17 protein-coding genes are annotated in these 26,464 nt (G+C 61.4%); 9 read left to right on the forward strand and 8 right to left on the reverse strand.

Annotated elements, in window-relative coordinates:
* Positions 1 to 45: 45 nt before the first annotated feature.
* The 5 genes from HWX74_RS03600 to HWX74_RS03620 form a co-directional block, all read right to left on the reverse strand.
* Positions 46 to 1,599 (reverse strand): DUF4091 domain-containing protein, encoded by a 1,554-nt coding sequence (locus HWX74_RS03600; protein ID WP_176012240.1) that lies wholly within the window; start codon positions 1,597 to 1,599, stop codon positions 46 to 48.
* A gap of 56 nt (positions 1,600 to 1,655) precedes the next feature.
* Entirely contained in the window at positions 1,656 to 3,260 is a 1,605-nt protein-coding gene (locus HWX74_RS03605) for a DUF4091 domain-containing protein (protein WP_176012241.1), read from the reverse strand.
* Positions 3,261 to 3,288: 28 nt separating this feature from the next.
* Positions 3,289 to 3,981, reverse strand: coding sequence for a type II secretion system protein (locus HWX74_RS03610; protein WP_176012242.1), 693 nt, complete (start codon positions 3,979 to 3,981; stop codon positions 3,289 to 3,291).
* Between the two features lie 30 nt (positions 3,982 to 4,011).
* On the reverse strand, positions 4,012 to 5,115 hold the full coding sequence (locus HWX74_RS03615; RefSeq protein WP_176012243.1) for a LacI family DNA-binding transcriptional regulator: 1,104 nt from the start codon (positions 5,113 to 5,115) through the stop codon (positions 4,012 to 4,014).
* A gap of 145 nt (positions 5,116 to 5,260) precedes the next feature.
* Entirely contained in the window at positions 5,261 to 11,011 is a 5,751-nt protein-coding gene (locus HWX74_RS03620) for a PAS domain-containing protein (RefSeq protein WP_176012244.1), read from the reverse strand.
* 379 nt (positions 11,012 to 11,390) lie between these two features.
* On the opposite strand from HWX74_RS03620, the gene HWX74_RS03625 reads away from it, so the two are divergent.
* The 9 genes from HWX74_RS03625 to mazG all read left to right on the forward strand — a co-directional run bounded on the left by HWX74_RS03625 (position 11,391) and on the right by mazG (position 22,483).
* The gene (locus HWX74_RS03625; RefSeq protein WP_176012245.1) at positions 11,391 to 12,593 is read left to right on the forward strand and encodes an ROK family transcriptional regulator; all 1,203 of its coding nucleotides are present in this window, start codon (positions 11,391 to 11,393) and stop codon (positions 12,591 to 12,593) included.
* A 58-nt stretch (positions 12,594 to 12,651) separates the two neighbouring features.
* Positions 12,652 to 13,389 (forward strand): prepilin-type N-terminal cleavage/methylation domain-containing protein, encoded by a 738-nt coding sequence (locus tag HWX74_RS03630; RefSeq protein ID WP_176012246.1) that lies wholly within the window; start codon positions 12,652 to 12,654, stop codon positions 13,387 to 13,389.
* A 19-nt stretch (positions 13,390 to 13,408) separates the two neighbouring features.
* The gene (locus HWX74_RS03635; protein ID WP_176012247.1) at positions 13,409 to 16,417 is read left to right on the forward strand and encodes a DUF4091 domain-containing protein; all 3,009 of its coding nucleotides are present in this window, start codon (positions 13,409 to 13,411) and stop codon (positions 16,415 to 16,417) included.
* A 194-nt stretch (positions 16,418 to 16,611) separates the two neighbouring features.
* Complete coding sequence (locus HWX74_RS03640; RefSeq protein ID WP_176012248.1) at positions 16,612 to 17,196, forward strand: LysM peptidoglycan-binding domain-containing protein; 585 nt, start codon at positions 16,612 to 16,614, stop codon at positions 17,194 to 17,196.
* Positions 17,197 to 17,214: 18 nt separating this feature from the next.
* Positions 17,215 to 18,174 carry a PhoH family protein gene (locus HWX74_RS03645; RefSeq protein WP_176012249.1) on the forward strand — a complete coding sequence of 320 codons (960 nt, stop codon included), beginning with the start codon at positions 17,215 to 17,217 and terminating at the stop codon, positions 18,172 to 18,174.
* A 50-nt stretch (positions 18,175 to 18,224) separates the two neighbouring features.
* Positions 18,225 to 20,642: an HD family phosphohydrolase gene (locus HWX74_RS03650; protein ID WP_176012250.1), complete on the forward strand. Its 2,418-nt coding sequence runs from the start codon at positions 18,225 to 18,227 to the stop codon at positions 20,640 to 20,642.
* Positions 20,593 to 21,054 carry an rRNA maturation RNase YbeY gene (gene ybeY, locus HWX74_RS03655; RefSeq protein WP_176012251.1) on the forward strand — a complete coding sequence of 154 codons (462 nt, stop codon included), beginning with the start codon at positions 20,593 to 20,595 and terminating at the stop codon, positions 21,052 to 21,054. The genes HWX74_RS03650 and ybeY overlap by 50 nt, the downstream gene beginning before the upstream one ends.
* On the forward strand, positions 21,054 to 21,695 hold the full coding sequence (locus tag HWX74_RS03660) for a hypothetical protein (RefSeq protein ID WP_176012252.1): 642 nt from the start codon (positions 21,054 to 21,056) through the stop codon (positions 21,693 to 21,695). The genes ybeY and HWX74_RS03660 overlap by 1 nt, the downstream gene beginning before the upstream one ends.
* Positions 21,692 to 22,483, forward strand: a complete 792-nt coding sequence (mazG, locus tag HWX74_RS03665; protein WP_176012253.1) for a nucleoside triphosphate pyrophosphohydrolase — start codon at positions 21,692 to 21,694, stop codon at positions 22,481 to 22,483. Before HWX74_RS03660 ends, mazG begins: the two co-directional genes overlap by 4 nt.
* A 38-nt stretch (positions 22,484 to 22,521) precedes the next feature.
* On the opposite strand, the gene HWX74_RS03670 is transcribed toward mazG, so the two are convergent.
* The 3 genes from HWX74_RS03670 to pdxA are packed head-to-tail and all read right to left on the reverse strand — an operon-like array spanning position 22,522 to position 26,392.
* Positions 22,522 to 23,511, reverse strand: a complete 990-nt coding sequence (locus tag HWX74_RS03670; RefSeq protein WP_176012254.1) for a SurA N-terminal domain-containing protein — start codon at positions 23,509 to 23,511, stop codon at positions 22,522 to 22,524.
* Between the two features lie 29 nt (positions 23,512 to 23,540).
* Entirely contained in the window at positions 23,541 to 25,376 is a 1,836-nt protein-coding gene (locus HWX74_RS03675; RefSeq protein ID WP_176012255.1) for a hypothetical protein, read from the reverse strand.
* A 50-nt stretch (positions 25,377 to 25,426) separates the two neighbouring features.
* Positions 25,427 to 26,392: a 4-hydroxythreonine-4-phosphate dehydrogenase PdxA gene (gene pdxA / locus HWX74_RS03680; RefSeq protein ID WP_176012256.1), complete on the reverse strand. Its 966-nt coding sequence runs from the start codon at positions 26,390 to 26,392 to the stop codon at positions 25,427 to 25,429.
* Positions 26,393 to 26,464: the final 72 nt, after the last annotated feature.

Below are 26,464 nucleotides of genomic sequence, written 5' to 3' on the forward strand. Positions count from 1 at the left end.
GAGCCATCCCTCTTTGGCTCCAGGCCGAAAAACCTGTCCCTGGCATCAATGAAGCGTCGCAAACAATTTGCGGCGCAGCGTATCGACCGCCGCCGGGTCATCCGGATATTGATACGGCGCCGGATAAACCTCGCGGACCGCCGCCAGCACCGTTTCGCGGCCGTCCTGTTCGGCACAGGCCTCGAACAACGCCCAGTCTTCCAGGCTGTCCCGCAACCGGGCCAGCCGGACCGACGCCAGCGGGGGCTGAAAGCCGCTGGCCGGAGGTGCGGCGATGAAATCTTCCGCCGGATAGAGCAGCACGCCGTCGCCGGCGGCAAAGGCCGGATTGAATGCCGGCAGGCCGCCGGGAACGGCCGCCCGGCCGGAGAAGGCATTCACCGCCCAGTAAAGAAAGCCGCTGGCATTCTCCTTCCAGGCGCGCCAGAGGACGAAACGGTGCTGTAAACCGGACATGCCCAGGAAATAATTCGGCGCCGGCTCGCCGGGACCGCAGCAGACGTAAGGCCAGACCTCCGGCCGGCGCGGTTGTCGGCGCAGCCGGTCGATGAAGCCTTCATCCTCGCCGATCGCCCAGTAACTCATGGAGTGAATGTCGCAATCCTCGCCGAAGGCGTCGTAGACCTCCCCGAGCGACTCCCGTTCCCTGTCCGGGCCGCAGAAGTAGGAAACCAGCACCGGAATGGCCGGGTCGATGGCCCGCAACCGGGCGGCGCGTTCATGGACGGCCGGATAATATTCATCGGTCGGCTCGTCGAATACGTAGCAGAAACTGCGGTCATGCCAGTTGCGGGCGGCCAGCAAATCGGCAAACCGGCGCAGTTCTTCGGCGTCCGGGTCATCCGGATTGCAGAACGGCACCGCGAAAGCGACCTGGCGCGGATCGGCCAGCAACGCAGCGGTGCGCGGGTCATCGGCCGGCCACGGCGACGGATAACAATAGTTCAACGGCGTTTGGCCTTCTTCATAGACCGGCCGCCAGAAATAGGGAGAAAGGCCGTATTCCAGACATTTTTCATGCCATTGCAGCAGAATATTGCAACCGGCCTCGCTGTCGAGCTCCCGGTGGTAGATGTCGGCAACCTGCCGGTCCATAATTCCGGCCGCCACCGCGATCGGCGGCGCCGCCGGCATCGTAAAACCGGTCACCTCGATTTGCAGCGGAACATGCAATGCCGTTTCCGGCGCCGTCACGGTCAAAGAGACCGGATAGCCGCCGGGCTCCGCATGGACGGCCGTTTTGACCGTCAGCCAGAAATAGGCCGGTTGACCGGCGGCCACTTCCACGCTGCCGCCCTCCGGCAGCGGCACCAGTACATCCGGCACCCCGCCGGCTTCGGCGATTCGAAACAATGAGAAAGTCAGCCCCGGCACTGCCGGCAGCGAAAAAGCCAACACGACCGGTTCCGAAGCGGCAACCGCCAGTTGCACGCTTTCATATTCATTGCGCGCCATCGTCAGCGCCAGCGTGCCGCCGGGAACCGCCTCGGCCGGGTCGCGCACGTCGGCCAGCGAATGGAACACCTTGATTTCAACGCCGGCCAGCGCCGAAGCGGTCAGCATGCCGGAGAGAAGGGTAGTCAGAACCGTCTTTTTCATGTCAGCAGAACTTTCTCTTTTGCTATGGAAGATTGATGGCAATCGCCGATGCACGGCTATTTCAACAATTCGGCGGCCCGGCGTTTGAATTGACGCAACGCCTCGGAACCGGGAAAGAACGAATTGGTTTCCGCCGGCGACCGGTAAAATTCATCCAGCAGCGCCCTGGCGGTTTCCCGGCCGTGCCTGCGCTCAACCTGGATCAGCAATTCGACATCTTCCGCTCCGTCCCGCCAGCGTTCCAGCCGGGTCGAGGCCAGAAGGCCGGGCACGCCGAAATACGGTCCCGGATAAACCAGGAACCCGTCGCCGTCCGGCAAGCCGGAATTGGAATGAATGCCGCCGTCCCGCAGCGTCTGGTAGTTGGCACTCCAATAGAGGAACCCGGTCGCCTCCTCCTGCCAGGCCCGCCACCAGACCGCCCGGTTCTGCACGCCGGTCATGCCGAACAGCAAATTGGGTTCGTCGCCGCCCGGCCCCATGCAGACATAGCTCCAATGCTGTTCCTTTTCCGGCCGCAGCAGCGCATGGAATTCCCGGGCGAAATCGCTCTGTCCCAGCCAGGCGTATTCGCCCCAGCAGAAAATCTGTCTTTCGCCGGTAAACGCTTCATGAACCTTGCGGAATCCTTCCGGCGTATGTTGTTCGCCGGCACCGATGAAAAAGGTGTTCAGCGTGTAACAATCCGGCGCTTCCCGGTCGATGACCGCCATCACCGCCTTGATCCGGCGATACATCTCCTCGGTGGTGGATTCATCGGCGATATAAAAAATACCGGTTTTGCCGGCCGCCCGGATCGCCGCCAGATTGCGCCGCAGCTCCTCCGGATCGTAATTGGCCGGGTCCAGCAACCGCGCCGAATCCCGGTAGAACGGCACCATCACATGGGTATAACGCTCGTCGGCGAGCAGTTCCCGGCTCCGTTCGTCGTACCACGGCCACGGCGAACCGGTCATCATCATCGGCCCGCCGCCTTCCGCATAGGGGCAGAACCGGTAATCCAGCAGAAAACGAATGTACTCCGCCACCTTGTCCGCCACTTCCGGCGAACCCGGCTCCAGCCACCAGAGCGGCGCCAGCGGAATCGAAGTGACGGTCACCACCGACGGATAGGTCGGCACCCGCGGCACCGCGGCATCAAGGACCTCCAGTTCGATCGGAATTTCTTCGGCGAAATCGTCGCCAGTCAAAGTCAGCGCGGTGCGATATAATCCCGGAACGGCGGATTCCGGCACTTTGACGGTAAAGTAATTGTCGGTCGGACGGTCATCGCGCAGCAGCACCCGGTCGACCGGAATCAACACGTCGCCGCCGACCGTCCCGTTCAATCCCACCGTCCGGAAGCTGCCGGCTTCCCGGGGCAGCATCACGCCGTCCGGACCGGTGAATTCTCCCCAGTCGACCTTGACGAACGGCATCGTCAGCAACGTGGTTCCCCGCGCCAGCCGTTCCGGCGTGATCGTCAGACGAATCTGCAGGTGCTCGGCCTCGCCGCGCGCCGCCACCAACACCGGCGGCGCCGCTTCGGCATGGGCCGCGATCTCCCGGTCCGACCAGACGCTGTCGGCAAAAACCGTGGTCCACTCCGGTTCCCCGCCGGGGAGCGCCCAGGCGCCGCCCAATAGCAGCATGCTCAAATTGAAAATTTTCATTCCATTCATTTTGTCATCACCAGCCGGTTCAGTTCTCTCAATAATATAGCACGCTCATCGGCCACTTGTAATCCTCATAGAATTTACCGTCCGGATCGTGGAACCACCCCTCCTCGTGGGCCCGGGCCGAACCGTCGAGATGGCCGCAATTCGCCCGCCGGCTGTGCCGCAGGCCGATAAAGCCGATCCACCAGTCCACCGTGTAATACTGCTTCCCTTCGTAAACGTCGCCGGAACCCGGCGCGCCGGTGGTGTCCAGATAGATCACGCAATCGGACGGATTGGTTTCGCTGCCGGTTTTGATGGTGCCGTTCCAGGCATCGAAACCATCGCGATTGGTCCGCAGCGGCATGCCGTAGCACTGCCGGCGGTATTCCCATTTCCAGTCGGACGGCATCTGGTCATTGGTGGTTTTCCAGGTGAATCCGGCGCCGGGCGGATTGTTCGCCGGACACATCAGGGTTCTCGGCGGATTGTCGACATAACCGAGGTCGACCAGGTAACTGCTCCATTCGCCGCCCCATTGATCCATCACCACCGGCGGACAGTTGTCGTCATAATCGTTGGCATACATCTGGGTGGACAGCATCAACTGTTTGAGGTTGCTGATGCAATTGACCGCGATCGCCTTGGCTTTGGCCTTCGACAACGCCGGCAGCAACATGCTGGCAAGAATGGCAATAATAGCAATAACTACCAGCAATTCAATCAATGTAAATTTCTTTTTCATCGGTTCCACCTTTCTTGGTTGGTTGAAATTTCAATAACTTTCCGCGATGATTTCAATCCGGTTGTCCTCGTCCCGCACCTTCGTTCCGGCCGGAACGCCGGCGGATTCGCGCCAGACCAGCGACGGCACCACCCGGCGGCAGCGCTGCTCCGGCGGCAACTCCTTTTTTTCGATCAAAGCCAGCAGAAGTTCAATCAGATATTTACTCTGGATTGCCAAATTTTCATCGATGGTCGCCAGCGCCGGAATCAGCAACCCGGAGAAGGGTTCATTGTCCTGGCCGATGACGGCGATGTCCTCCGGCACCCGAATCCGCCGCCGGTGAAGCTCCTGCAGCAGAAAGGCGGCGAAGAGATCGTTCTGCATACAGATCGCGTCGATCCGGTTCGGCAGCAGCAGCTCTTCTATCGCCCGCCGGACGATGCGGCGCGTCTCGTCCAGATCGTTGGAATAATCAATCCGGAAGACGAAAGCCTCCCGCCCTTCCCGGCAACCGGTGGCCGCCAGCGCTTCCCGGAAGCCGTCGACCCGGGTTTCGATCGAGTAATAGGGCAGTTTGTCGACCACCAGTGCGACCCGGCGCCGGCCGCATTTGATCAGATATTCCGCCGCCCGCCGGGTTCCGGCCCCCCAGTCGACATCGACATAGACCGCGTCCCCGACGATCGGTTTGCCGAGAAACACCACATTTTTCATTTCCGCAAACTGCCCCCGCAACTCCTCATTCTGGAGCGGAAAATCATGCTTCAGATAGACGACGCCAGTGACGCCGTATTCGCAAAAGGTCCGGTAGGACTGCAGCAGTTCATCCGAGCGGTCGGAATTCTCGTTGATCATCAGCCGGTAACCGTATTTTTTCGCCTCCCGTTCCATCATCGACAGCCGGCGGAAATAGGCCGGCCCGGAATGACTGTCGATGCTGACGCCGATGATCTGGCTGCTCTTGCCGACCAGCATTTTCGCCGCCCGGTTGGGCTGATACCCCAGCAGCTCGGCCGCCTGCCGCACCTTGTCCCGCGCCTCTTCGGAGCCGGTCCGCACCGCCGAATCGCTTAAAATATAACCGACCAGACTCTTCGACATGCCGCAATATTCAGCGATATCTTTGATGGTCACCCGCTTATCCGATGGCATACCGACTCCTGTTCCGTTTGATCCATTTTTCCCGTGGAACGTTCCACATAGATAATTATAGCGAAATTTTTATCAAAAGTCAATAGCCGGCCATAAAAAAAATAAAATTTTCCGGCGGATGAATTCGGCGGCAATTTCCGTCCGGTCAGAAAACCCGGCACTGCGGCGACTCATCGTCCGGGCGGCGGAAGAGTTCCCGGTTCCTCCACGCGTCCAACAGTTGGCGCAGCTTGGCCAGCGAGACCGGCTTCCGCAGGACGCCGTCGAAACAGACCATCGAAAAAGAGCCGTCCGTCTCGGTATCGGCGGTCACTGCAACGAGAACGAGCTGCCGCCCCTGCGGCAGCCGGCGGATTTCGGCAGCCAGTTGCGCGCCGTTCATCCCCGGCATCCAGAGGTCCGTCAACACCAATTCAGGCGAGAAATCGTCCAGCCGGCGCAACGCCTCCTCGCCCGACGACGCCATCAGGCATTCGGCGCCCAGTTGGCGCAACATGGCATTGAGCACCTTCAAATTCATCGCCACATCGTCGACCAGCAGGATTTTCGGCGGCTGCTCCACCGCGGCGGCGACCTCGACCGCCGGCCGGTCGATCCCGGCGGCCTCCTGGCGCTTTTCATAACGCACCCCGGTCAAGCGCATTGAAAAACAACTGCCCTTGCCCAGTTCGCTCTCGACGGCAAGCTCGCCGCCCATCGTCCGGATCAGGCGCTGGCAGATCGACAGCCCCAGGCCGGTCCCTTCATAGGCCCGGTTCCGGGCGTTGTCATCCTGAACGAACGGCTGAAAAATCTTCTGCCGATACTCCGGAGAAATGCCGATGCCGGTGTCGCGGACGTCGACAGTCAACTTTCCTTCGGTATCATTGCCCGGTTGGAAGTGCACTTCCAGCGCCACAGTGCCGCGCTCGGTGAATTTGATCGCATTGCCGATCAAATTGAGCAGGATCTGCCGCACCCGCTGGCCGTCCAGGCAGAGCAGCGGCAAATCATCCGGACAGAGCAACTGCAGCGTCAACCGTTTCTCGGTCGCTTTCCGGCTGAAGATCGCATTGATTTCGCGGCACAAGACGACGAAGTCCATCTTTTCCTCGACAATCTTCATCTGTCCGGCCTCAATCTTGGACAGATCCAGAATGTCGTTGATCAGCCGCAGCAGCGCCATCCCGGCAAAATTGATCGACTGCAGATATTCCAATTGTTCTTCCGGCGCCAACCTCTGATTCTGCAGCAACTCGCTGAAGCCGATCACCGCATTCAGCGGCGTCCGGATTTCATGGCTCATCGTCGCCAGGAAGAAACTCTTGGCCCGGTCGGCCGCCTGGGCATCCTCCATCGCCTGCTGCAACTGCTCCTGCTGCTGCCGCACTTCAGTGATATCGACGAAGCTCTGCAGCACGTTGACAATCTTGCCGTCAGCCAAAAACGGCAACGTCGCAATCCGGTAAATCCGCCCCCTGATCTTCCGCTCCAGCAACTGCGCCTGGCCGGTCTGCAGCGTCAGACGGACCGAACACTCTTTGGCGGGGCCGCCCTGCTGGCAGAAACTGCGGTAACAGGGCTCGGACATGATCTCCGCCTCGCTGCGTCCCACCATCCGGGCGGCGGCCGGATTGATCCGGACGATATTGTTCCGGCAGTCGAACAGCACCAGCGGGATTTCCAGCATATTGAAAATCAACTTCTTCTCCGCTTCGCTGCGGGCCAGTTCCTGCCCGACCCGCTCCCGTTCGATCAACACTTCAATGATGCGCGCCGCCGCATGCATCATCCGGGTTTCAGGCGCCCCGAACGCCTTTTCCGGCGCGATGAATTCCGCGCCGATATGTCCCCAGTAGCGCCCCTGATGGTAGATGCCGATCGCCAGCAGAGCGCCGGAACGGCGGCCGAGCAGATAATTCTGCAATTCCCGTTCCAGCGGCGTGGCCTCCGCCTCCCGGAACCGGTCGGTCCGCCAGGAAATGATGCCTTTCTGGTACAATTCGTTCCAGGACAGCGGCAGTGGAGCGATATCCAGCTCCATAAATTTCCGTTCCTCCCTCAACGCTTCGGTCCGGGCCCAGCCGGCCAGGGCAACCAGGCGGTGCCGCTCCGCATCCATCCGGAAAACGGTGGTGGTGTCCGTCCCGAGCTGTTGACCGATCTTGTCCACCACCTGCTGCAGAGCATCGGCGAAATCGCTGTTGAACACCAAAGTTTCCATACAGGCATTGACCGTTTCATCCTGTTCGATGTAAGTTTTCAGCAAATCGTTGCTCAACTGCAGTTGATTGCGGCTCTGCTCCAGCGCCTCCTGCTGCCGATAGGGGTCCGTCATATCCACCGCCGCCTCGAAAACGAACTGCACTTCGCCCCGACGGTCGAAGATCGGCTGGCTGGTCAGGCGGAAACTGTGGCCGCGCGATACGAAGTCCGCCGTTTTCGCCTGGCCGGTTTTCCACACCTGGACATGCGGGCACCACGGCGGCGGCTCCGACTGGCCGCAAAGCGTCTCATAACAGCGGGAACCGATCAACTCCTCCAGCGGCATCGGCACCGTCTCCGCCGCCGCCGCATTGGCGGTGACTACCCGGAAATCATGGTCGAAAATGGCGATCGGAATGCTGATGTTGTCGACCAACTGCTTGCGCAGCGAAACGCTGTCGGCGACCAATTCCACCTGCCGTTTGCGCTTCTCCGCCAGCAACACCAGGTTGCAGACATTGCGGAGCACTTCCCGGTCCATGCCGGAAATCGGATGCAGCGACCGCACGAAATCCATGCCGATAATCCCCCAGAGCCGGTCGCCGTCCCAGATGCCGCACAACAACAACGACTGGACATCCGGCGCTTCGTCCAGCTTCGCCTTCAGCAACTGCCGCCACTCCGCATTCCGGGCGACGTCGTCGATGGCGATCTCCTGCCGGGAGCAGATGATCTGCTGCAGTTTCCAATATTTATCGATTTCAAAATTCCGGAAAAACATCTTCTGCGACGCGATGCCGTCGCGCGTCCATTCATAACAATTGTCCAACCGCCGGTAATCGTCGGAATAACGGAAAACAAAACAGCGGTCGGCGCCGCGGTTGTCACAGACATTGGCCAGAATCGCTTCGATCGCCCGGTCGAAGTCGTTTTCAATGGTGATGATCTGCAGACAGCGGTTGAACATCTTCTCCTGCTGGATATGCGCATTCAACTGGGCGATCACCTCCCGCTGGTCACGCTCCAGCAGCCACTCTTTGGAAATATTGACGCACAGCCCGAGCAGATATCTCCGGCCGTCCTCGAATTCAAGCGGAATTTTATGGGTATGATAAACCACCTGGGAACCCAGGCAGGTCGGCAGCTCCTCGACGAACGTCAGCGCCGTCCCGTCCCGCAGCGCCGTCATATCCTCTTCGCGGAATTTCTGCGCGCATCCCCGGAAAGGATAAATGTCCGCTTCGAAATCGGTCTTGCCGATCACCTTCTCGGCCGGCACGCCGGAAATCCGGGCCAGCGCTTTGTTCCAGATGACATAACGGAACTCGCTGGCGGGATCTTTCAGCAGGATACCGACCGGCACATTGTCCAGAATCGCCTGCAGCAGCCGGCGGAATTCTTCCTCCCGCCGTTTGGCCTCCTCCATCTCGGTGATTTCGGCAGCTATGCCGCACAGCAGCAGCCGGCCATCCGGTTGGCGGACCACTTCTTTGACGCCATGCAGATAACGCACCCTGCCGTGGGAGTCGATGACGCGCTCAAGCGAATCGATCGGCCCGGAAGCGGCCATCGCCGCCGAATCATCCCGCCGGAAACGTTCCACCAGTTCCGGGTCGTTGAAAATTTCGCCATCGGTCTTGCCGACCATCTCCTCCGGCGTGCGCTGCAGGAATTCGGCGAAATAACGGTTGGCCACCAGATAGCGGCCCCGGTTGGACAAATCTTTGATGAACACCAGACACGGCAGCGCTTCGACCATTGTTTTCAACAGGGCGTCGGTATCCCGGCATTGCCGTTCCCGTTCGGCAGTGGCGGTGACATCCTGCAGGATGCCGAAAATCCGCGGCTTTTCGCCGGAGGGTTCCAACAGTTCGGCCGCGAGGCGGAAATAACGCAGCCCGCCATGAAAAGCGGAACGGTATTCAACCTGGACCTCCCGCCGACGGCCCGCCAGCAACGCTTCCTGCGCCTCCCGGAACCGCGGCAAATCCTCCGGCACAATCCAGCGTTCGGCGGCGATCGGCCGGCCATTTTCCCATTCCCAATTGCCCATCGCCGGACAACTGCCGTAAAACTCCGTCGCCTGCCGGTTGCAGCAGAAATAACTCAAGTTGGCCATCCTCGCCGCCGCCTGCAGCATTTTCAAGGCACCTTCGCAACGGTCGCGCCGCTCATATTCGCCGGAAACATCCCGGAAGACCACCACCACGCCGGACAACGCGCCGTCCGCTTCGTGAATCGGCGCCGCGCTGCCGGCAATCCGGCAACGGCCGCCGTCTCCGGAAGTCAGCTCGGTATGGCCGGCCAATTCGACGACCGTTCCGGTTTCCAGCACCCGTTCCACCGGAGAAACAACCAATTCATCGTCCGGTTCACTGACGATATGCCAAACCTCGGCGAATTTCCGGCCGAGTGCCGCCTCCACAGCGCAACCGGTCAGGCCTGCCGCCACCGGATTGATCAAAGTGATATTCATCTTCGCATCGGTGACAATCACCGCCTCGCCGATCGAATGCAGCGTCATCCGCAACTGCGCGGCAACCGTCTGCAGCTCGGCCAGTTGCTGCCGCTCTTCCTGCCGCCGCCGACGGGACAGCGCCCGGAGACGGACGGCGTAGACCGCCGCCGCCGCCAGCAATCCGATCAGCGCCGCCAGGCCCGCCGCCGCCGCAATCAAAGGCCGACGGTATTGTTCCCAGATCGTCGGCGGCCGGTTCACCACTACGACGTCATCCGGCAAACGGTCATCGGTCAACTGCTCCTGCCGCAGTTGCGGCCAATCGACGACCGCCTCCACGCCGCCGACGGCAAACGGCAACTCCGCCGCCGACGAACCGGCCAGAAGCCGGCCGACCAAGTCGGCCGCTTCGCGTCCATGCCGTTCCCCCCGGCACATGACGCCGCCCACCATCCCCCGGCCCAGCCAATTGTCCATCGTGGCGAACATCGCCCCGCGGTCCAGCGCCGCCAGTTGACTGCCCAGCCCGCGACAGGAGGCATAATCGCTCAATCCAGCCCGATACCAGCCGGTATAGACCGCCAGTGAATCCGCCGGCAATTGCTCCAGCGCGGTAAAAAGCTCCGCCGAACTGTAATCTTCGCCGCGCCAGAAGTCGACCGGCGGCAACGTCCGGCCCTTCAACCATTCGACCGTGTCACAGTAAATCCGTTCTCCGGCCGGTCCGCGATCGACGATCACGACGATGCGCGACGGCGGCGTATCGCAGCACTGCAAAGCCAGCTCGATCGTCCGGGCCACCGGCACCGGCTGGATCAGCCCGGTCGAATTGGGAAATTCCCGGCGGATTTCCGGATCGTACCCGACCCAGCCGAGAAACACCACCGGCACCTCAGCCGGAAGCCGGCGGGCATTCTGCCGGAACAGTTCAATGCCGTCGTCATCACAGACCGCGACGACATCGTAATCGCCGGCCTCAACCCGCCTGGCGATATTTTCAAACGTCGTCCGGGGGTCGGCGCCCGGACGGAAAAAATCCAGATAGGCGACCTCCACGCCGGCTTCGGGAACAAGCTCGGCCAGCCGGGCAAGAAACCCGCCGGTGACCTGATCGGTCCAGCGAAAACTGCTGGAATAAGAGTGCATCAGCAGGACCCGGCTTTCCGGCTCCCGGGCTTCCGAAGCCCGCCAGCCGCCGAAAACGATCACAACCGCCAACAGCCAGCTCTTTAACATCCATGCATTGAAGTTCATGCGTCTCCTCTTCCCAACCGTCGTCACGCTGTCACTTTCCCGTCCCGGAAGAGTCCCGCCGCGAATCGGCAATCGAAAAAGAAATGGCAACCGTCCATCCATCAACTTTATTGTTTATTGTCTTCGCCAAGCCCCCCACTGAAATCATCTCAGTCGCCGGGTTTTCAATAGTTTGGCAAAAAGCATTTTCGACATCGATAATTTATCCCGCCGAACCACCAATTGCAACCATCTGGTTTCCGGTTTGCTGAAAATATCTTTTCCCATCAATGCGCCGAATTTCTCCGGAGAACGCCGGGAGAGAAGATTTTAAATAATTTTTAACATTTTGTTATAAATACTATTGACTTTTGAAATTTTTTTTGATATAATAGTAACTATGATGAAAACGACGACCATTTTCAACAATTTCAAACCGGTCCTGCCGGCGACGGATCTGAGTCCGGCCCGCCAGAGAGAAATCCTGCGGCTGTTCTGGCGGCAGCCCGGCCTGTCCCGGAAGGAATTGGCCAAACAGTTGCACTGTTCGCTGGTCAGCGCCGGCCGCTATACCGACAGTCTGCTCGCCGCCGGCTGCCTGGAGGAACACAACCAGACGGTCACCGGCCCCGGCTGTCCGCCCGGTGCGCTTTATCTGCATTCCAGGCTGTTTTTGCTGGCCGGACTGCATTTTCACGACGGCGACAACATCACTGCGGTGCTGTTGAACACCAATGGCGCCACGCTGTTCCGCCGCACGCTGACCGTGCCGGCGTCGACCCCGGCCGAAGCCAAAGTCGACAGCGCCATCCGCCTGTTGGAAGAGCTGCTCGCCGCCGCCCGGGTTCCGCCGGAACGGCTGCCGGGCATCGGCGTCGCGCTCACCGGCATTTCCAATCCGGCCACCGGCGAAGTGGTCAACTCCTTCCAGTTCCGCGACCTGCGAGCGCCGCTGCCGCTGCGGGAACGGCTCAGCCGTCATTTTCACAAGCCCTGTGTTTTATGCAATATTTCCCATCTGCTCGCCTGGCTGGAAAAACGCCGCGGCGGCGCCGCCGGACTCGACGACTTCATCTATGTCCACGAAGGACTGGGCATCGGCCTTTACCTCAACGGCCGTCTTTATCAGGGGCATCAGGAGGGCGCCGGAGAATTCGGTTTAATCCAGATCGCCCGGGAAAGCGCACCACACCCTTATGACGGACGGCACGGCACGCTGGAAATTCTCGGCGGCATCAACCGGCTGCAGAAAATCTACCGGGCCATCCGCGGTCCCGGCTGGCAATTTACCGATTTTCTCCGGGAAGTCCGCCAGGGCGACCGGCAGGCAATCGAGCTGTTGCGCGACTGTTACGGCTATATTGCCCGGGGGGTGGTCAATCTGGCTTACCTGCTCAACCCGGAAGCTATTTTCCTGCCGCCGTGGACCGCTGAATTCCCGGAATACACGCTGCAGGTCGTGCAGGAGGCCATGGAACATTACGGCAATGCCGGCTGGGGATTGCGCTGTGCGGTCCAGCCGGCGCATTGCGGCGACGACCAGTTGCCGTTGGGCGCCGCAATGCTGCCGATGGAATACTTTTTCGAAAATGAATTGAATTGAGCCGGAGTTACCAAGCAATGGAACACGCATCCGTCAAGCAACAGGAAAGGATCACCTCATGCAACGAAAATTTTTCACACTGATCGAACTGCTGGTCGTCATCGCGATAATCGCCATTCTCGCCAGCATGCTGCTGCCGGCGCTCGCCAAAGCGAAAGCGGCAGCGCAGAACATCAAATGCGTCAGCAATCTCAAACAGATCGGCCTCGGCCAGGCGCTTTATCAGAACGACTATGACGACTGGGTGCTGTCGCCGACAACGCTGAAGGAAAATGACGTCTGGGTATTCTGGTGGGAAACGATGCTCGACTACGGGTTCGGTCCGGCCTCGATGTGCTGTCCGGCCGCGCCGGAAAACATCGGCGACCGCGACGGGCTGCTGGTCGACCAGCACGGCAGCTACGGGGTGAATATGACCAGCTTCGGCAATCTGGCCCAATTCGCCCCGGCGTTGACCGACGGCTGGACGAAAGTGCACAAGGCCGCCGAGTTCGACAAATTCGGCAAGACCTCCGACTTGATTTATGCCGGCGATTCGGTGCCGCAGGACCAGGCGCTCGCCGATGCCGTCCGTCTGCAATGGCATTCGCCGATTTACATCAAATGCGACGCGCCGGTCTATCCGCAGATCGACGGCATGCGCAGTTATCCGATCACCGCCCGCCACAACAACCGCGCCAATGCGGTACTCCTCGACGGCCATGTCGAAGGAATCCATTACCTCGACCTTGCGCCGTGGTACCTGCACTGGGCGCCGCTGAACAATGCCTCCGGCCTCTACATGCCGACCTGGTAAACCAACCGGAACAACTCCCATGACCGAATTCATCCTGTCTTTGAGCATCCTGCTGGCCGCCGCCGGAAGCGCGGCGGCGGTCGAACCGGAAACCGAAAATGCACGCCACGGGCAGACCCGGGAACCGCCTCTGGCCGTCCGCTGGGAATTCCAGGCGCCGGACAATGCCGGATTGCAGGCGGAGCAACAGCCGGACGGCACCTTGACCATCGACGGCGACATCGGCGACGCCCCCGCCTTCTGGCAGAGCGAGCCGCTGCCGCTGTCAGCCGGCCGCACCTACGGCCTGCGCTTCGAAGCGCGCGGCAACACCGGCGCCGGCTGTCTGATCGGCGGCACCGCGCTGGTTAACCGCGACCGGCGGCAATTGGGCGGGGAATGGCAGGAGTACGTTAACCGCTTCATCGTCCCGACGCCGGCGCCGGAAGCGGCGCGGCGGTTGCAGTTCGGCGGCTGGCGCACCGGCGACCGGCTGGCGTTCCGGAATCCGGTACTGTTCGAAAGCATCCCGGTTTTCGTATCCGCCGGCCAGCCCCTAGCGGAAGAGGAATTTTACGAAAACGGCGTTTATCATTTCGAGCCAAGCTGGAATCAGGAGAGTTCCGCCTGCAGATTGTCCGGCATCGCCGGCCGGGTTGCGTTCAATACAACCGTCTGGCGCTTCGAACCGAATGGCTCGCTCGAATATCGCTTCGACAACGGGCCGTTCACCGCGGCAGCCGTCAGCGTCGAATCCTCCTATGCCGCCGACGGCGGCGTCCTGCTCCTCGAAGCCGCCCGGAATGACGAAGCATTCCGACCGGTCGGCGAATTGAGCGGGACCGGCGCATTCTCCGCTCCGCTGCCCGCCTCGCTGCTGCCGGCCAAACAGCTCCGGCTGCGGCTGCGGGGCAAACAGGGCGTCATTCAACTCAGCCGGCTGGCGTTCACCGCCAGGCCGGCCGAACCGCCGGCCGACGACGCCGGGCGACAATGCGGCGAACTGGAATTCTCGGCCGTCGATCCGGCCATCCGGCTGCCGTCCCCCCTCTTCCTCAACCCCGAAACCCGGCAATTGCCGTTGCAGTTGCCGGACGGCCGAACCGGACCGTTCCGCTTTGAAATCGTTGTGTTGCAGGAAGAGGAATTGCAGCGGACGGAACTGCGGCTTGAAGCGGACGGCCCCCGGCTGGAACTGCCGTTGCCGGCACCGCTCAGTGAACTGGACGGCGTACTGATCCGTTCTGCGGAACTGGAACTGCAATTGGTTTACCGCAGCAAAACCTCTCCCGGCCTGCGGCGCGGCAACGCCACCGGCGGCGCGCTGCTGCTGGCCCGCCCCGACGAACTGGCGGTCTGGACGGCACCGTCAACCCAGAAAGTCGCCGTCGATTCGCCGCTGCCGTCACCGCGCACCGAATGCCTCCAACTGACCGCGGCAGCCAATGAAACCGAAGCGGTTCAATTGCTGATCACTCCGATCCGGCCGCTGGCCCGAGTCAAAATCACCGCCGATCCATTGCGGAATACGGCTGGAAGGCAACTGCCGGCGGAAGCGCTTTCGATCGACCGGGTCGAATACGTCAAAATCACGATGCCGACCGATTCCTCCGGCATGATCGGCGAATGGCCCGATCCGCTGCCGCCGCAACCGGCCGGCGGCAGCGACCTGCCCGCCGGACGGAACGCCGCCTTCTGGGTCAGGGCCAAAATTCCGGCCGGGACGCCGGCCGGCTTCTACCACAGCCGGTTGCACATCACCGGCGCGTCCCTGGAACCGATCGTCATTCCGCTGCAACTGGAAGTCTATGACTTCGCGCTGCCGGACCGGGCCAGTTGCCGGACCGCCTTCGGACTGGGCATCGACCGGCTGCTGCGCTATTACCGGCCGGTAACCGACGACGAACGGCGCGGCATCGCCCGCCAATATCTGCAACTGCTGGCCGACAACCGGATTTCCAGTTACGGCGGCAGTTTCAACCGGCTCGATTACCGGCTCGAGCTGTCAGACGACCCGCCGCAGTGTCCCCGCGTTCAGTTCGACTGGACGGAATTCGATGCCAATATGACCATGTTGTTCGATGAATTTCATGCCAACAGCGCCGTCGTGCCGGTCGAGGGCCTGGGCAGCGGCACCTTTCACGCCCGCCACCCCGGTTCGATCGGCGGCATCACCGCCGACGATCCGCGTTACGAGCCGGTCATCGCTTCCTATCTGGGCCAGCTCGACGCGCATCTGGTCGAAAAAGGCTGGGACCGATACTGCTACACCTATACGTTCGATGAACCGGAGGAAAAAGATTATCCGTTCGTCATGGAGCAGATGGCGCTGCTGAAAAAATACGCCCCCCACCTGCGGCGGTTGCTGACCGAGCAGCCGGAAGCGCCATTGTACGGCGGCCCGAACATCTGGTGCCTGCCGACTTATTATCTCGACGCCGAACGCGTCGCTGCCCGGCGTAATGCCGGCGACGAGCTATGGTGGTACATTTGCACCCAACCGCGGGCGCCGTTCGCCGGCGAATTCATCGACCACCCCGGCACCGCGCTGCGGGTCTGGCTGTGGCAGACCTGGCAGTACCGCCTCACCGGCATCCTGATCTGGGAAACCGTCTACTGGACCAGCGAAACCGCCTATCCGGACTCCCGGCAGAACCCCTACCGCGATCCGGTCGCCTGGATGACCGGTTACGGCACGACGCCGGGCACCCGCACCAGTTGGGGCAACGGCGACGGCCGACTCATCTATCCGCCGGAACCGGCCAGAAACGGCGAACTTTGCGAGCCGGGCGACCGGCCGGTGTCGAGCTTCCGGCTGGAAGCGCTGCGCGACGGGCTGGAGGATTTCGAATATCTGACGATGCTGCAGAAGTTGCTGGCGGAAAAGCAGGCGGTCCTGACACCGGACGAATACCGCGACTACCGGCAATTGCTGGCGGTTCCCGAATCGATCAGCCGGTCGCTGACGGAATACACCTTCCGCGCCGCGCCGATCGCCAGCCGGCGGGACGCCATCGCCCGCGCCATCGTCGAACTGCGCCGGCGTTAAAAAAAAACAGACGGTGCCGCCGCAACGACCGTCAAAGCATAAAAAGGCGACCGGATTGCCGGCCGCTTTTTTATTTTATCGCGAAACACCCGGCCGCTCACTTGTTTTTGTCGCGGAATGAAATTATATTCTAGAGGTAAATTATTTTAAGGCAATGGATCAGAAATCAAAAAAAGTTTCTAACGGAGGCTGAAATGATGAAGAATATTTGCATGGCAACTGGAGCGGCATTGCTCATCGGCATCGGCGTGGTCGGCTGCAGTCCGCAATTGGCACAGACCCCCTTGAGCCCACAGGAACAGCAGTGGGAAACGATTATCAAAGAGAATTATCCGAGCTGGCAGGCGCCGCCGACGGTGCCGCCGAGCCTGTACGACGTCGAACAGCAGCGTTACAAATCGACCGTCGTGCCGGTCGTGCCGGAAACTCCGCCGCCGGCGACGACCGGAGCGCAGGCGGCTCCGGCCGAGTTCGAAGAGGTGCCGGCCGGGTATATGATGGAAGCGGTTGAAATTGTCGAAGCGGATGTCGAGCCGCTCGACGAACCGGCAGTCAGCACCGCCGCGCCGGCGACCGAACCGGCGGCGGCCGCCGCGGTTCCGGCGACCGACACCAAATTCGAAATTTACACCGTCCAGCAGAGCGACAGCCTGAGCAAGATCGCCCAGAAATTCTACGGCCGGCAGTTGTGGCAGAAAATCGCCGACGCCAACCAGGACGTCTTGAAAGGTTCGACGGTCATCAAGCCGGGCATGAAGCTGAAAATCCCGATGCCGTAAGGAAATTGTCGTCACAGCATGAGTGTAAAAATTTACCTGGATTACGGTTTGACGCCGCATACGGTCTTTGCCGGTGATCCCAACCGTAATCTGCCGCTGGCCGAGACGGCATTGTCGGTCCGGCTGGTGGCGCGGGACAGTTGGGTGCAGCTCGACGGCAGCGAGGTTGATATCGAGCGGGCGCAACGCTTTTTCAGCGAATTGTCGACGCTGCACCAATTGCGCGGCGGCAATCTGGAACAGGCCGATTTCGAGCAGGTGCTGAAAGCCTACCGGGACCGGCGGGACGGCGAATTGCGCGCCCTGTTCGCGGAGCGGGTGCGGGTCAGTCCGAAAAAGCGGGAAATCCTGCCCCGGACCAGAATGCAGTTGGAATATCTGAACGCGATGCGCACCAGGGATGTCGTATTCGGCATCGGTCCGGCCGGCACCGGCAAGACTTACCTGGCGATGGCGATGGCCGTTTCGGAATTTCTGAAGGGCAATTATTCGCGGATCGTCCTGACCCGGCCGGCCAAGGAGGCCGGTGAAAATCTCGGTTTCCTGCCCGGCAATCTGGAAGAAAAGATCATGCCGTATCTGCGGCCGCTCTATGACGCGCTGTACGACATGCTCGACTTCGATGAAGCGGCCGGTTTGATTTCCCGCAATGTCATCGAAGTGGCGCCGCTGGCCTTCATGCGCGGCCGGACGTTGAATCACGCCTTCATCATCCTGGACGAAGCGCAGAATACGACCTGCGACCAGATGCTGATGTTTTTGACCCGCCTCGGTTTTCATTCGCGCTGCGTAATCACCGGCGACCCGTCCCAGGCGGACCTCGGCCGCAACGAGGCGTCCGGACTGCTGCATGCTGAAACGACCCTGCGGCAGATACCGGAAATCGGCTTCTGCCGGTTCGGTACCGCCGACGTCGTCCGGCACGCCCTGCTGGAGAAAATCATCAACGCCTACGCCGGCCAGCCCAATTCCCGGTGACGGTTCGCCGCCGGAGGAATGATCTTGAACTTTAGAATGCGGAGTTTGTCATGTTCACTTTTCTGATCAACTGGATCAAGCGTCAGGTGCATCTGCACCGGATGGAGCAGAAAGGCCAGATCGGCACCCGCAAACGCAAGACCGACAATGCGCTCATCACGGCGGCGGACAGTTCCAAAGTGCTGGGCATCTTCATGCTGGTGCTACTGTGGGCGGTCAGTGCGCTGCTGCTGACGCTGCCGTCGCTGCGGCCGGTCAAATTTCCGCTGATCGTCAACCAGCAGGCGCCGCGCACCATCTTCGCCGATTTCGATTTCGCTTATGAGGACACCCCCAAAACGACCGAACTGCGCAAACAGGCGGCCGAGGGCGAACCGGTCTATTTCAAAATGTCGGACAAAGCGAACAGCCTGATCCGGCAGAACGCCGACAATCTGTTTTCGGAAGTGACCAAACGGATCGGCCAGTTGAAGCTCCAGCAGCCCTATCAGTCGGACGGCAGCGCCGCCGGCAACCTGGTCGCCGGTCTGAACGACAACACGCTGAACGCGCTGTATGCGATGCTGCAGGACCAGCATTTGCTGCAGCTTTTTTACGAAGAACTCGATTCCCTGCTCGGCCAGGGTATCGTCGCGCCGCCGGAACAGGCGAAATACAAAGTCGGCCAGCGGGTCCGGGTCATCGACGCCCAGGGACGCGACCGCCTGCCCAAACCGATCGAAGACCTGCTGCTGCCGGACAAGGCGGCCGACCTGTTGACTGAAAGCGTTCTGAACAACTATTCCCCCGGCGGCGACCGCAACCTTTTCCGGCAAAACCTGCTGCAGTTGTCGCAATGGATCGTCGGCACCGGCAACCTGGAGCCGGACCAGGAGTTGACTGCCGCCCGCCGGAAGGCGGCTTCGCAGGCGATCGAACCGGTGATGGTCGGCATCAAGCAGAACCAGCCGCTGGTCATCAAAGACCAGACCGTCACCCCGGAAATCCTCGCCTGCATCAAAGCCTACGAATACGACTACCAGGCCCGGCTGAAAGAGACCAATACCGTTCAGAAGTTCTTCCAGAACACCATCTGGGGCCTGGTGCTGGTGCTGTTCGTCGGCCTCTACATGTATCACATCCATCCGGACGTGGTCAAGAGCAACCGGAAACTCAGCCTGGTCGGCATCGTCATCATCCTGTCGCTGTTCATCGATTATCTGAGCATGGAGCTGTTTTTCTTCGTCAGCGCCTCGATCGGCATCTCGCCCGGTTTGTTGATCGAAGCGCTGCCGATCGCCCTGCCGGCGGTACTGCTGGCGGTCATGCTCGGCTACCGGGTGGCGCTTTACGTCGGCTTTTACGTCTCCAGCATCGTCGCGCTGATGCTCGGCTATTCTTTCGACGTCGCGCTGGAAGGCATGGTGGTTTGTTCGGTTTCGGCCATCCTGGTCCGCAGCGCCACCAATTACCGTTCCTTCTTCGTCCGGACCCTGCTGGCCGCGGCGCTCTCGTTCTGGCTGCTGGATTTCAATCTGCTGCAGCACATCTTCCTGCAGGCCGAACTGCTGCCGTGGGCGGCGGTCCTGGCGATTTACAACGGCGTCATCACCGCAGTGCTGGCGCTGGTGCTGATTTTCGTCTTCGAACTGCTGTTCAACGTCAGCACCAACATGTCGCTGATGGTGCTCTGCGATTTCAATCATCCGCTGCTCAAGGAGCTGCAGCTCAAAGCGCCGGGAACTTCCCATCACAGCCAGAATGTGGCGATGCTGGCCGAAGCGGCCGCCAAGGAGGTGGGCGCCAATCCGATCCGGGCGCGGGCGGCGGCACTCTACCACGACATCGGCAAACTGAACAAGCCGGAATATTTCACGGAAAACAACATCCAGACGACCAATCAGCACGTCGGCCTGCACCCGCAGATGAGCAGCATGATCATCCGCGGCCATGTCAAGGACGGCCTGGACCTGGCGCACCGTTACAAGCTCTGCCGGCTGATCCGCGACACCATCGAACAGCACCACGGCACCGACCTGATGCAATTTTTCTACCAGCGGGCGCTGCAGGAGCAGACCAACGACGCGCCGGTGCTGGAAAGTCAATACCGTTATCCGGGACCGCTAGCCCACGAAAAAGAAGTGGTGATCGTCAGCCTGGCCGACGCCTGTGAAGCGGCCTGCCGTTCCCTGGAGAAACCGACCGCCTCCAAGATCGAAGCGATGGTCGATGAAATCTTCCGCAAGCGCATCCGCGACGGCCAGTTGAACAATGCCGACATCACGGTCGGCGACCTGGCCAAATTGCGCGAAAGTTTCATCCGCACCCTGACGACGATGTATCACGGGCGAATTGCCTACCCGAAAGGACCGGAAAAAGAAGATGAAGACGACCTGTTCCTGGCGCCTGCCAAACCGGCCGCGCCCGAACCGGAAGCTGTTGCGAGCGGCAACTCGGCTGGCGGCCCGGCTGGCCCGGCTGCCGATTGACCCCGGCCGGGAGTGGACGTTGAATCTGATCTTCGTCGACGACCGCGAAATGTGCCGCGCCAACAGCGATTACGTCGGGCACGAGGGTACCACCGACGTCATCACCTTCTGTTACCTGGCTGAGCCGGAATCGCTGTTTCCGGGCGACATCGGCATTGAACTGATCCTCTGCGCCGATGCGGCGGAACGCGAAGGCGCCAAGCGCCGCAATTCCTCGTACAGCCGCGAACTGCTGCTGTACCTGGTGCACGGGCTGCTGCATTCGGCCGGCGAAGACGATCTCGATCCGGTTTCGCGCCGCCGGATGCGGCGGCGCGAACGGGAAGTGATGAAAGTTCTGCTTCAACATTACGATCCGGCCGAACTTTTCCCGCCCCGGGAAACTCCGCCGCAAACGAAAGAGGTAATCTGATGTTTTTTCCTGCCCTGAAATCGGCCGGCCTGGCGCTGACGGCACTGCTGTTCGCCGGTTGCGCCGCCACCGGCCACCGCTGCGGCCACCGCCTGGAGCTGTCGTTGACGCCGCATGACGACGACACTTTCGGCTACACCTTTCAACTCCATTGCGATGCGCTTGGCGGCGACGGCCTCTGCAGTAGCGGTCAGGGTGACCGGCTCCCGCTCGGCCGGCCGGTTTTGCTGGACGGCAGCAATATCGCCAGCTCCAGTTGCGGCAACTGGGTGCTGCAGCATCCCGGCAACGAACTGACCGTCACGTTGACGCCGGTCGAGCCGGCGCCGTTTCTGCTCGACTGCACCTGCCTGGAAGGCGTCGGCTGCAGCCAGAGCTTGACCCGGCACAACCTGCCCGCCTGTACGGCGCTGACTGCCGGCGAAACGCCGAAACAGCTGAATGTCCATGTCCGCTGGCGGCAACTGGCCGTCGGCGGCGCACCGGCCGATTTGATTCTGGAATTCGACCGCGTCATCGGCTGGGGCGGCCGACTGAGCGCCGCGATCGACACCACCTGCCAGCCATTGCCCGAAGAACCGCAGGCCCCCGCTTCCGCCGAAACGGCGGCACAACCGCAACAGACCGGAGAAACACGATGAACTATCCGCCGACTGCCGAATCGTTACAGCAAATCCTCGAAAAGCTCCGGGCCCCGGACGGCTGCCCGTGGGATCGGGAACAGACCGCCGAATCGCTGAAGCATTATCTGGTCGAAGAATGTGCCGAACTGCTCGACGCGATCGACGAAGGCGATCCGCAGCACATCTGCGAGGAGCTCGGCGACGTTCAGATGAACCTGATCTTTCAGGCAGTCGTCGCGGCCGAACAGCACCAGTTCACCTACCGGGACGTGATGGCGGCGATCATCGCCAAAATGCTGCGCCGCCACCCGCACGTTTTCGGTGCAGTCAAGGTGAATTCCGCCGACGACGTCGCCGAAATCTGGGCGAAAGTGAAAGCGCAGGAAAAAGGCGGAGCGGCCGACCGACGCCCCGTCTCCGTCATGGACGATATTCCGCGGCAACTATCTGCCCTGATTACCGCGGAAAAGCTGCAGAAAAAGGCGGCGAAATGCGGCTTCGACTGGAGCGACACCGCCGGCATCGTCGACAAGCTGGACGAGGAGCTCGCCGAATTGAAGGAAGCCATCCGCAGCGGCGACGAAGCGCACATCGACGAAGAGCTCGGCGACCTGATGTTCGTAGCGGTCAACCTGGCCCGGTTCCGCCGGCGCAACGCCGAAGACATCATGCGGCAGGCCAATGCCAAATTCAAACGGCGTTTCCAGTTCATCGAAGCCAAATTACAGGAACGGCAACTGGCTTTCGATCAGGTTTCGATCGACCAGATGGAATGCTGGTGGCAGGAAGCCAAAAAACTGGAATAGCGGCGGAAAACGGAAGCGGACCAGTCTGGACGGGGCTTTCAGAAATAATACTCGATAATCGCTTCGGAACGCAATTTCCCGGTGTATTCCCTGAAGGCTTTCCTGCGGGCCTCCTCTTCCAGTTTCCGCTTCAGCTCCACCATCGCCTGCTCAAACGGCACCTCCTTCGCTTCGTGCCGACCTTCCACCCGCAAATAGGCGACGTCCCCGCCCAGGTCGACCGGCCCGTACCAGCGCTGCAAGGCCGGCGCCTCGCCGAGCGCCGCCGCGAATTCCGGCCGCAGACTGTCCTGGGCGATCCAGCCGAGATCGCCGCCGTTTTCCGCGTTCGGCCCGTTCGACCAACGGGCGACCAGGCCGATGAAATCCGCTTCGCCGGCCGCCGCCGCGGCGGCCACCTGCTTCAAAGCCTCCTCCCGGTCCGGATGCCGGGCGGTGATCAGCAGCAAATAGAGGTGCAGCTCCTCCGGCCGGTTGAATTCCGCCGGATGGGCCTGATAATATTCATAGAGCTCGCGCGGGGTCAGGTTGACCCGCACGTAATAACAGTAATCGATCATCCCGCTCAGAATCAACTGTTTCCTGGCATTTTCCCGCACTTCGGCCATCGTCATGCCGGAAGCGCGCACCAGACGTTCGAACTCCTTCCGGTTGCCGCTGGCCGATTCCATCACCATCGAATCGAGCAGATTCTCGATGTACTGATCCGGGATGTTGAACGGTTTGCGCTCGTATTCCAGCAGAATCAATTTCCGGTCGATCAAATCGTCGACGACCCGCTGCCGGATGGACCGGATCTTCTCCTCCAGCTCCTCGCCCCGGCTGACCGCATGCGCCACCGCTTCCTCGCGGCGGCTCTCCGGCAATACATCGCTCAACGTGATCGGATCGCCGTTCACCGTCGCCAATATCGAATCGACCATCACCGCCGCCGCAGTTTCCGGCTTCGCCGGCGTTGCCGGCCCTTCTGCCGCCCGGAGCACGCCGCCAGCCGCCGCCAGACCAATTGCCAAAATCGACTTCCACATCGTCTCAATCACCTCCGTTACCGACTCCATCAAGCCCGCAATGCGGTCGGCAACTGCATCAACAGATAACCGACCGGCAACCAATACCAGCTGCCGCCGGCCACCAGCAGCGCCATCGTCAACAATATCCCCAGCCAGGCGCCGCTCAGCAACAGCGGCACATTGGCCACACTCAGGCGCTGGCGGATGCCGTCGACGGCCAAAGCGCCCGGAATGATCGCCAGCACCAGATAACCGGGCTGAAACAACAACCACAACGCCAGCAGCAGCAATCCCAGGTTCACCCAGCTTCTGGTCCGCCTTCGCGGCAACGCCAGGGCGCCCAGGCCGAACAGCGCAGCCGGCAGGGCGCTCACCGGCAGCAGCTCCGCCGCCGTCAGACGCACCAGCACCGCCAATGCCAACAACGACAGCGACAAACCGCATTCGAACTCATTGAACCGGCCGTGCCACATGCCGTGGCGGCCGGCCACCACCCGGAGCGCCAGATAACCGGCCCAGAGCAGCGCCAACTGAACGACCCACCAGGAAATTTCCGGCAGCGGCTTCAAAACCGGATAAGCCGGAAAAGTGAAACGCGGCAGCAGTTCGACCGGCCGCGGCGGCGAAATCGCGTACAGAATGTCAAAGCAGCCCAGCAAATATTCATCCGCTTCCGGCGCCCGCTCCTTCAACCGCGCTCCCAGCGTCGCCAACTCCGTTTCCAACGGCCGCTTGCTGAACGCCCGCAGCGCATCCGGCCCCGGCAGCGGCATCGTATAGGAATAGGTCTCAAGCAGCGCCGGCTGCCACGCCTCCAGCTCGAACCAGGCTTCCGGCAGCACCAGCACCGCCTCCGGATAGCTCCGCGCCAGCCGCGCCAGCAAATCCAGGCTCGCCGTCAACCCGGCCGGATGCTCCAGCCAGACGATCAATTGATACGGACCGGCCGGCCACCGCGGCGGCCGGACCGGCTGCCGCGGCCAATAATGCAGCCGGGTTCCGGACTGCAATGTCAAAGCGTCGAACTGGTTCAGCAACCATTCCGCCGGGTTGAGCATCCAGTCCAATCGTTTCACCGCCGGCAGCCGGCCGTAAATCAGCGGCCAGTTGTTGTGCTGCGCCCCGATGAACAACACATCGGAAACCGTCTCTTCCGGCAGCAGCAGAGCCGGCAGCGCCGAACCGGTGACCACTTCAGTCGGCGGCACCGCCTCTTCCAGACCAAGCTGCCGCCAATTGCAATAGGCATTCAAGCGCAATTCCGGCAGCAGATTGCGCTGCTGACGCCAACGCCCGCCCTGCTGGAAACTGCTGAAGAGCAAAGGAGCGATTCCCAAAAGCGCCGTCAGTAGCAACAGCAAAATACCGCCCCGCCGCCAGCGCCGCCCTCCCCAGGCCGCCCAGCAGCTTTTCAGCAGGCCGATGGCCAGATAACTGAACGCGACCAGGTCGCACCACCACGGCGCCGCTTCGACAAAAGCCAGCGTCACCACGCCGGACACCAGATAGCCGGCGCCAAACCAACGCGCCAGCCGGCCGCCGGACGGCCGGGCCGCTGTCGCCGCCGCCCACAGCCCGACCAGCAAACCGCTGCTCATCGTCAGGCCGGCGGTCGCCAGCGGCAGCCAGTGACGCGACCACGAGTATTCACCGAACACAATGTAATCCAGAAAAAACTGCCAGAGCGCCAGATAAACGCCGAGGTACCACAGCAGATGGCCATAATCCCGGTCCGGCTTCCAGCAGCGGCGGCCCAGCACCCACCCGAACAACGTCCAGCCGAGGGAAGCGCTCAGACCGATGAAAAAACCGGGCAGCACACCGGGCAGCGGTGTCGTCAAATTGACCAGAGCGGCCAAAGCGGCGAAATGCAGACTGAACACCAAGGCTCCGGGCAAAAAACCGCAAGTGGTAAAACCGGGCCTGGCTTCGCTCAATTCCCCACCTCGAGACGATGAGCGGCCCGCAAGGCGGCAGTCCGGATGGCGGCAGAAAGGCTGCCGGAATCGGCAATGCCGCGCCAGGCGATCTCAAACGCGGTCCCGTGGTCGACGCTGGTCCGGATGATCGGCAGTCCCAGCGTCGAATTGACGCCGCACTCGAAAGCCAGCATTTTAAACGGTATATGCCCCTGGTCGTGGTACATCGAGACGATGCCGTCATACCCGGAACGGATTTTTTCGATGAACAGCGTATCCGGCGGGAAAGGCCCGTCGACGGCGATGCCCTCCTCCCGGAGCTGCTGCAGCGCCGGTTTGACGACCTGCTCATCCTCCAATCCCATGCAGCCGTTTTCGCCGGCATGCGGATTGATCGCCGCCGCCGCCAGTTTCGGCGCCGTCACGCCTTCGGCCTTGACGACCTCGTTCAACAACCGGGCAACCTTGACAATCCGCTCGCGGCTGATCCGGCCAGCCACCTCCCGCAGGGGAATATGGGTAGTGACGAACGCCACCCGTAAATTGCCGGCCGACTGCATCATTGCAAAATCCGCCGCGCCGCACAGTTCGGCGATCCGTTCGGTATGCCCGGTAAACGGAATGCCGGCCAAATTGACCGAATATTTGTTGACCGGCGCCGTCACCAGCGCATCGACTTTACCGGACAAGGCGTCCAGCGTCGCCGCCGTAATCGTCTCATAAGCCGCCAGACCGCAACAGCCCGCCGCCACGCCGCAGCGGAATTCGGCCGGTTGCAGGCGGCCGACCGGCCGCACTACCGGCCGCGACCCGGGCGCGAAACGCTCCGCCGCCTCGGCTATCACCGCCTCCGGTCCATAAATGACCAACTCCGCCAGCGCTCGAAACACCGGGTCGGCAGCCGCCCTCACCACCAGCTCCGGCCCGATACCGGCCGGATCTCCCATCGTCAGGGCGATGACAGGCAAGCGCTTTCGCATGAAAATCCTCCAGAAATGCTGTCGATGTTGCAAATATTGCACAATATATCATGGCAGCGACATGCCGTCAAG

This window comes from Victivallis sp. Marseille-Q1083 (assembly GCF_903645315.1).
Taxonomy (GTDB): domain Bacteria; phylum Verrucomicrobiota; class Lentisphaeria; order Victivallales; family Victivallaceae; genus UMGS1518.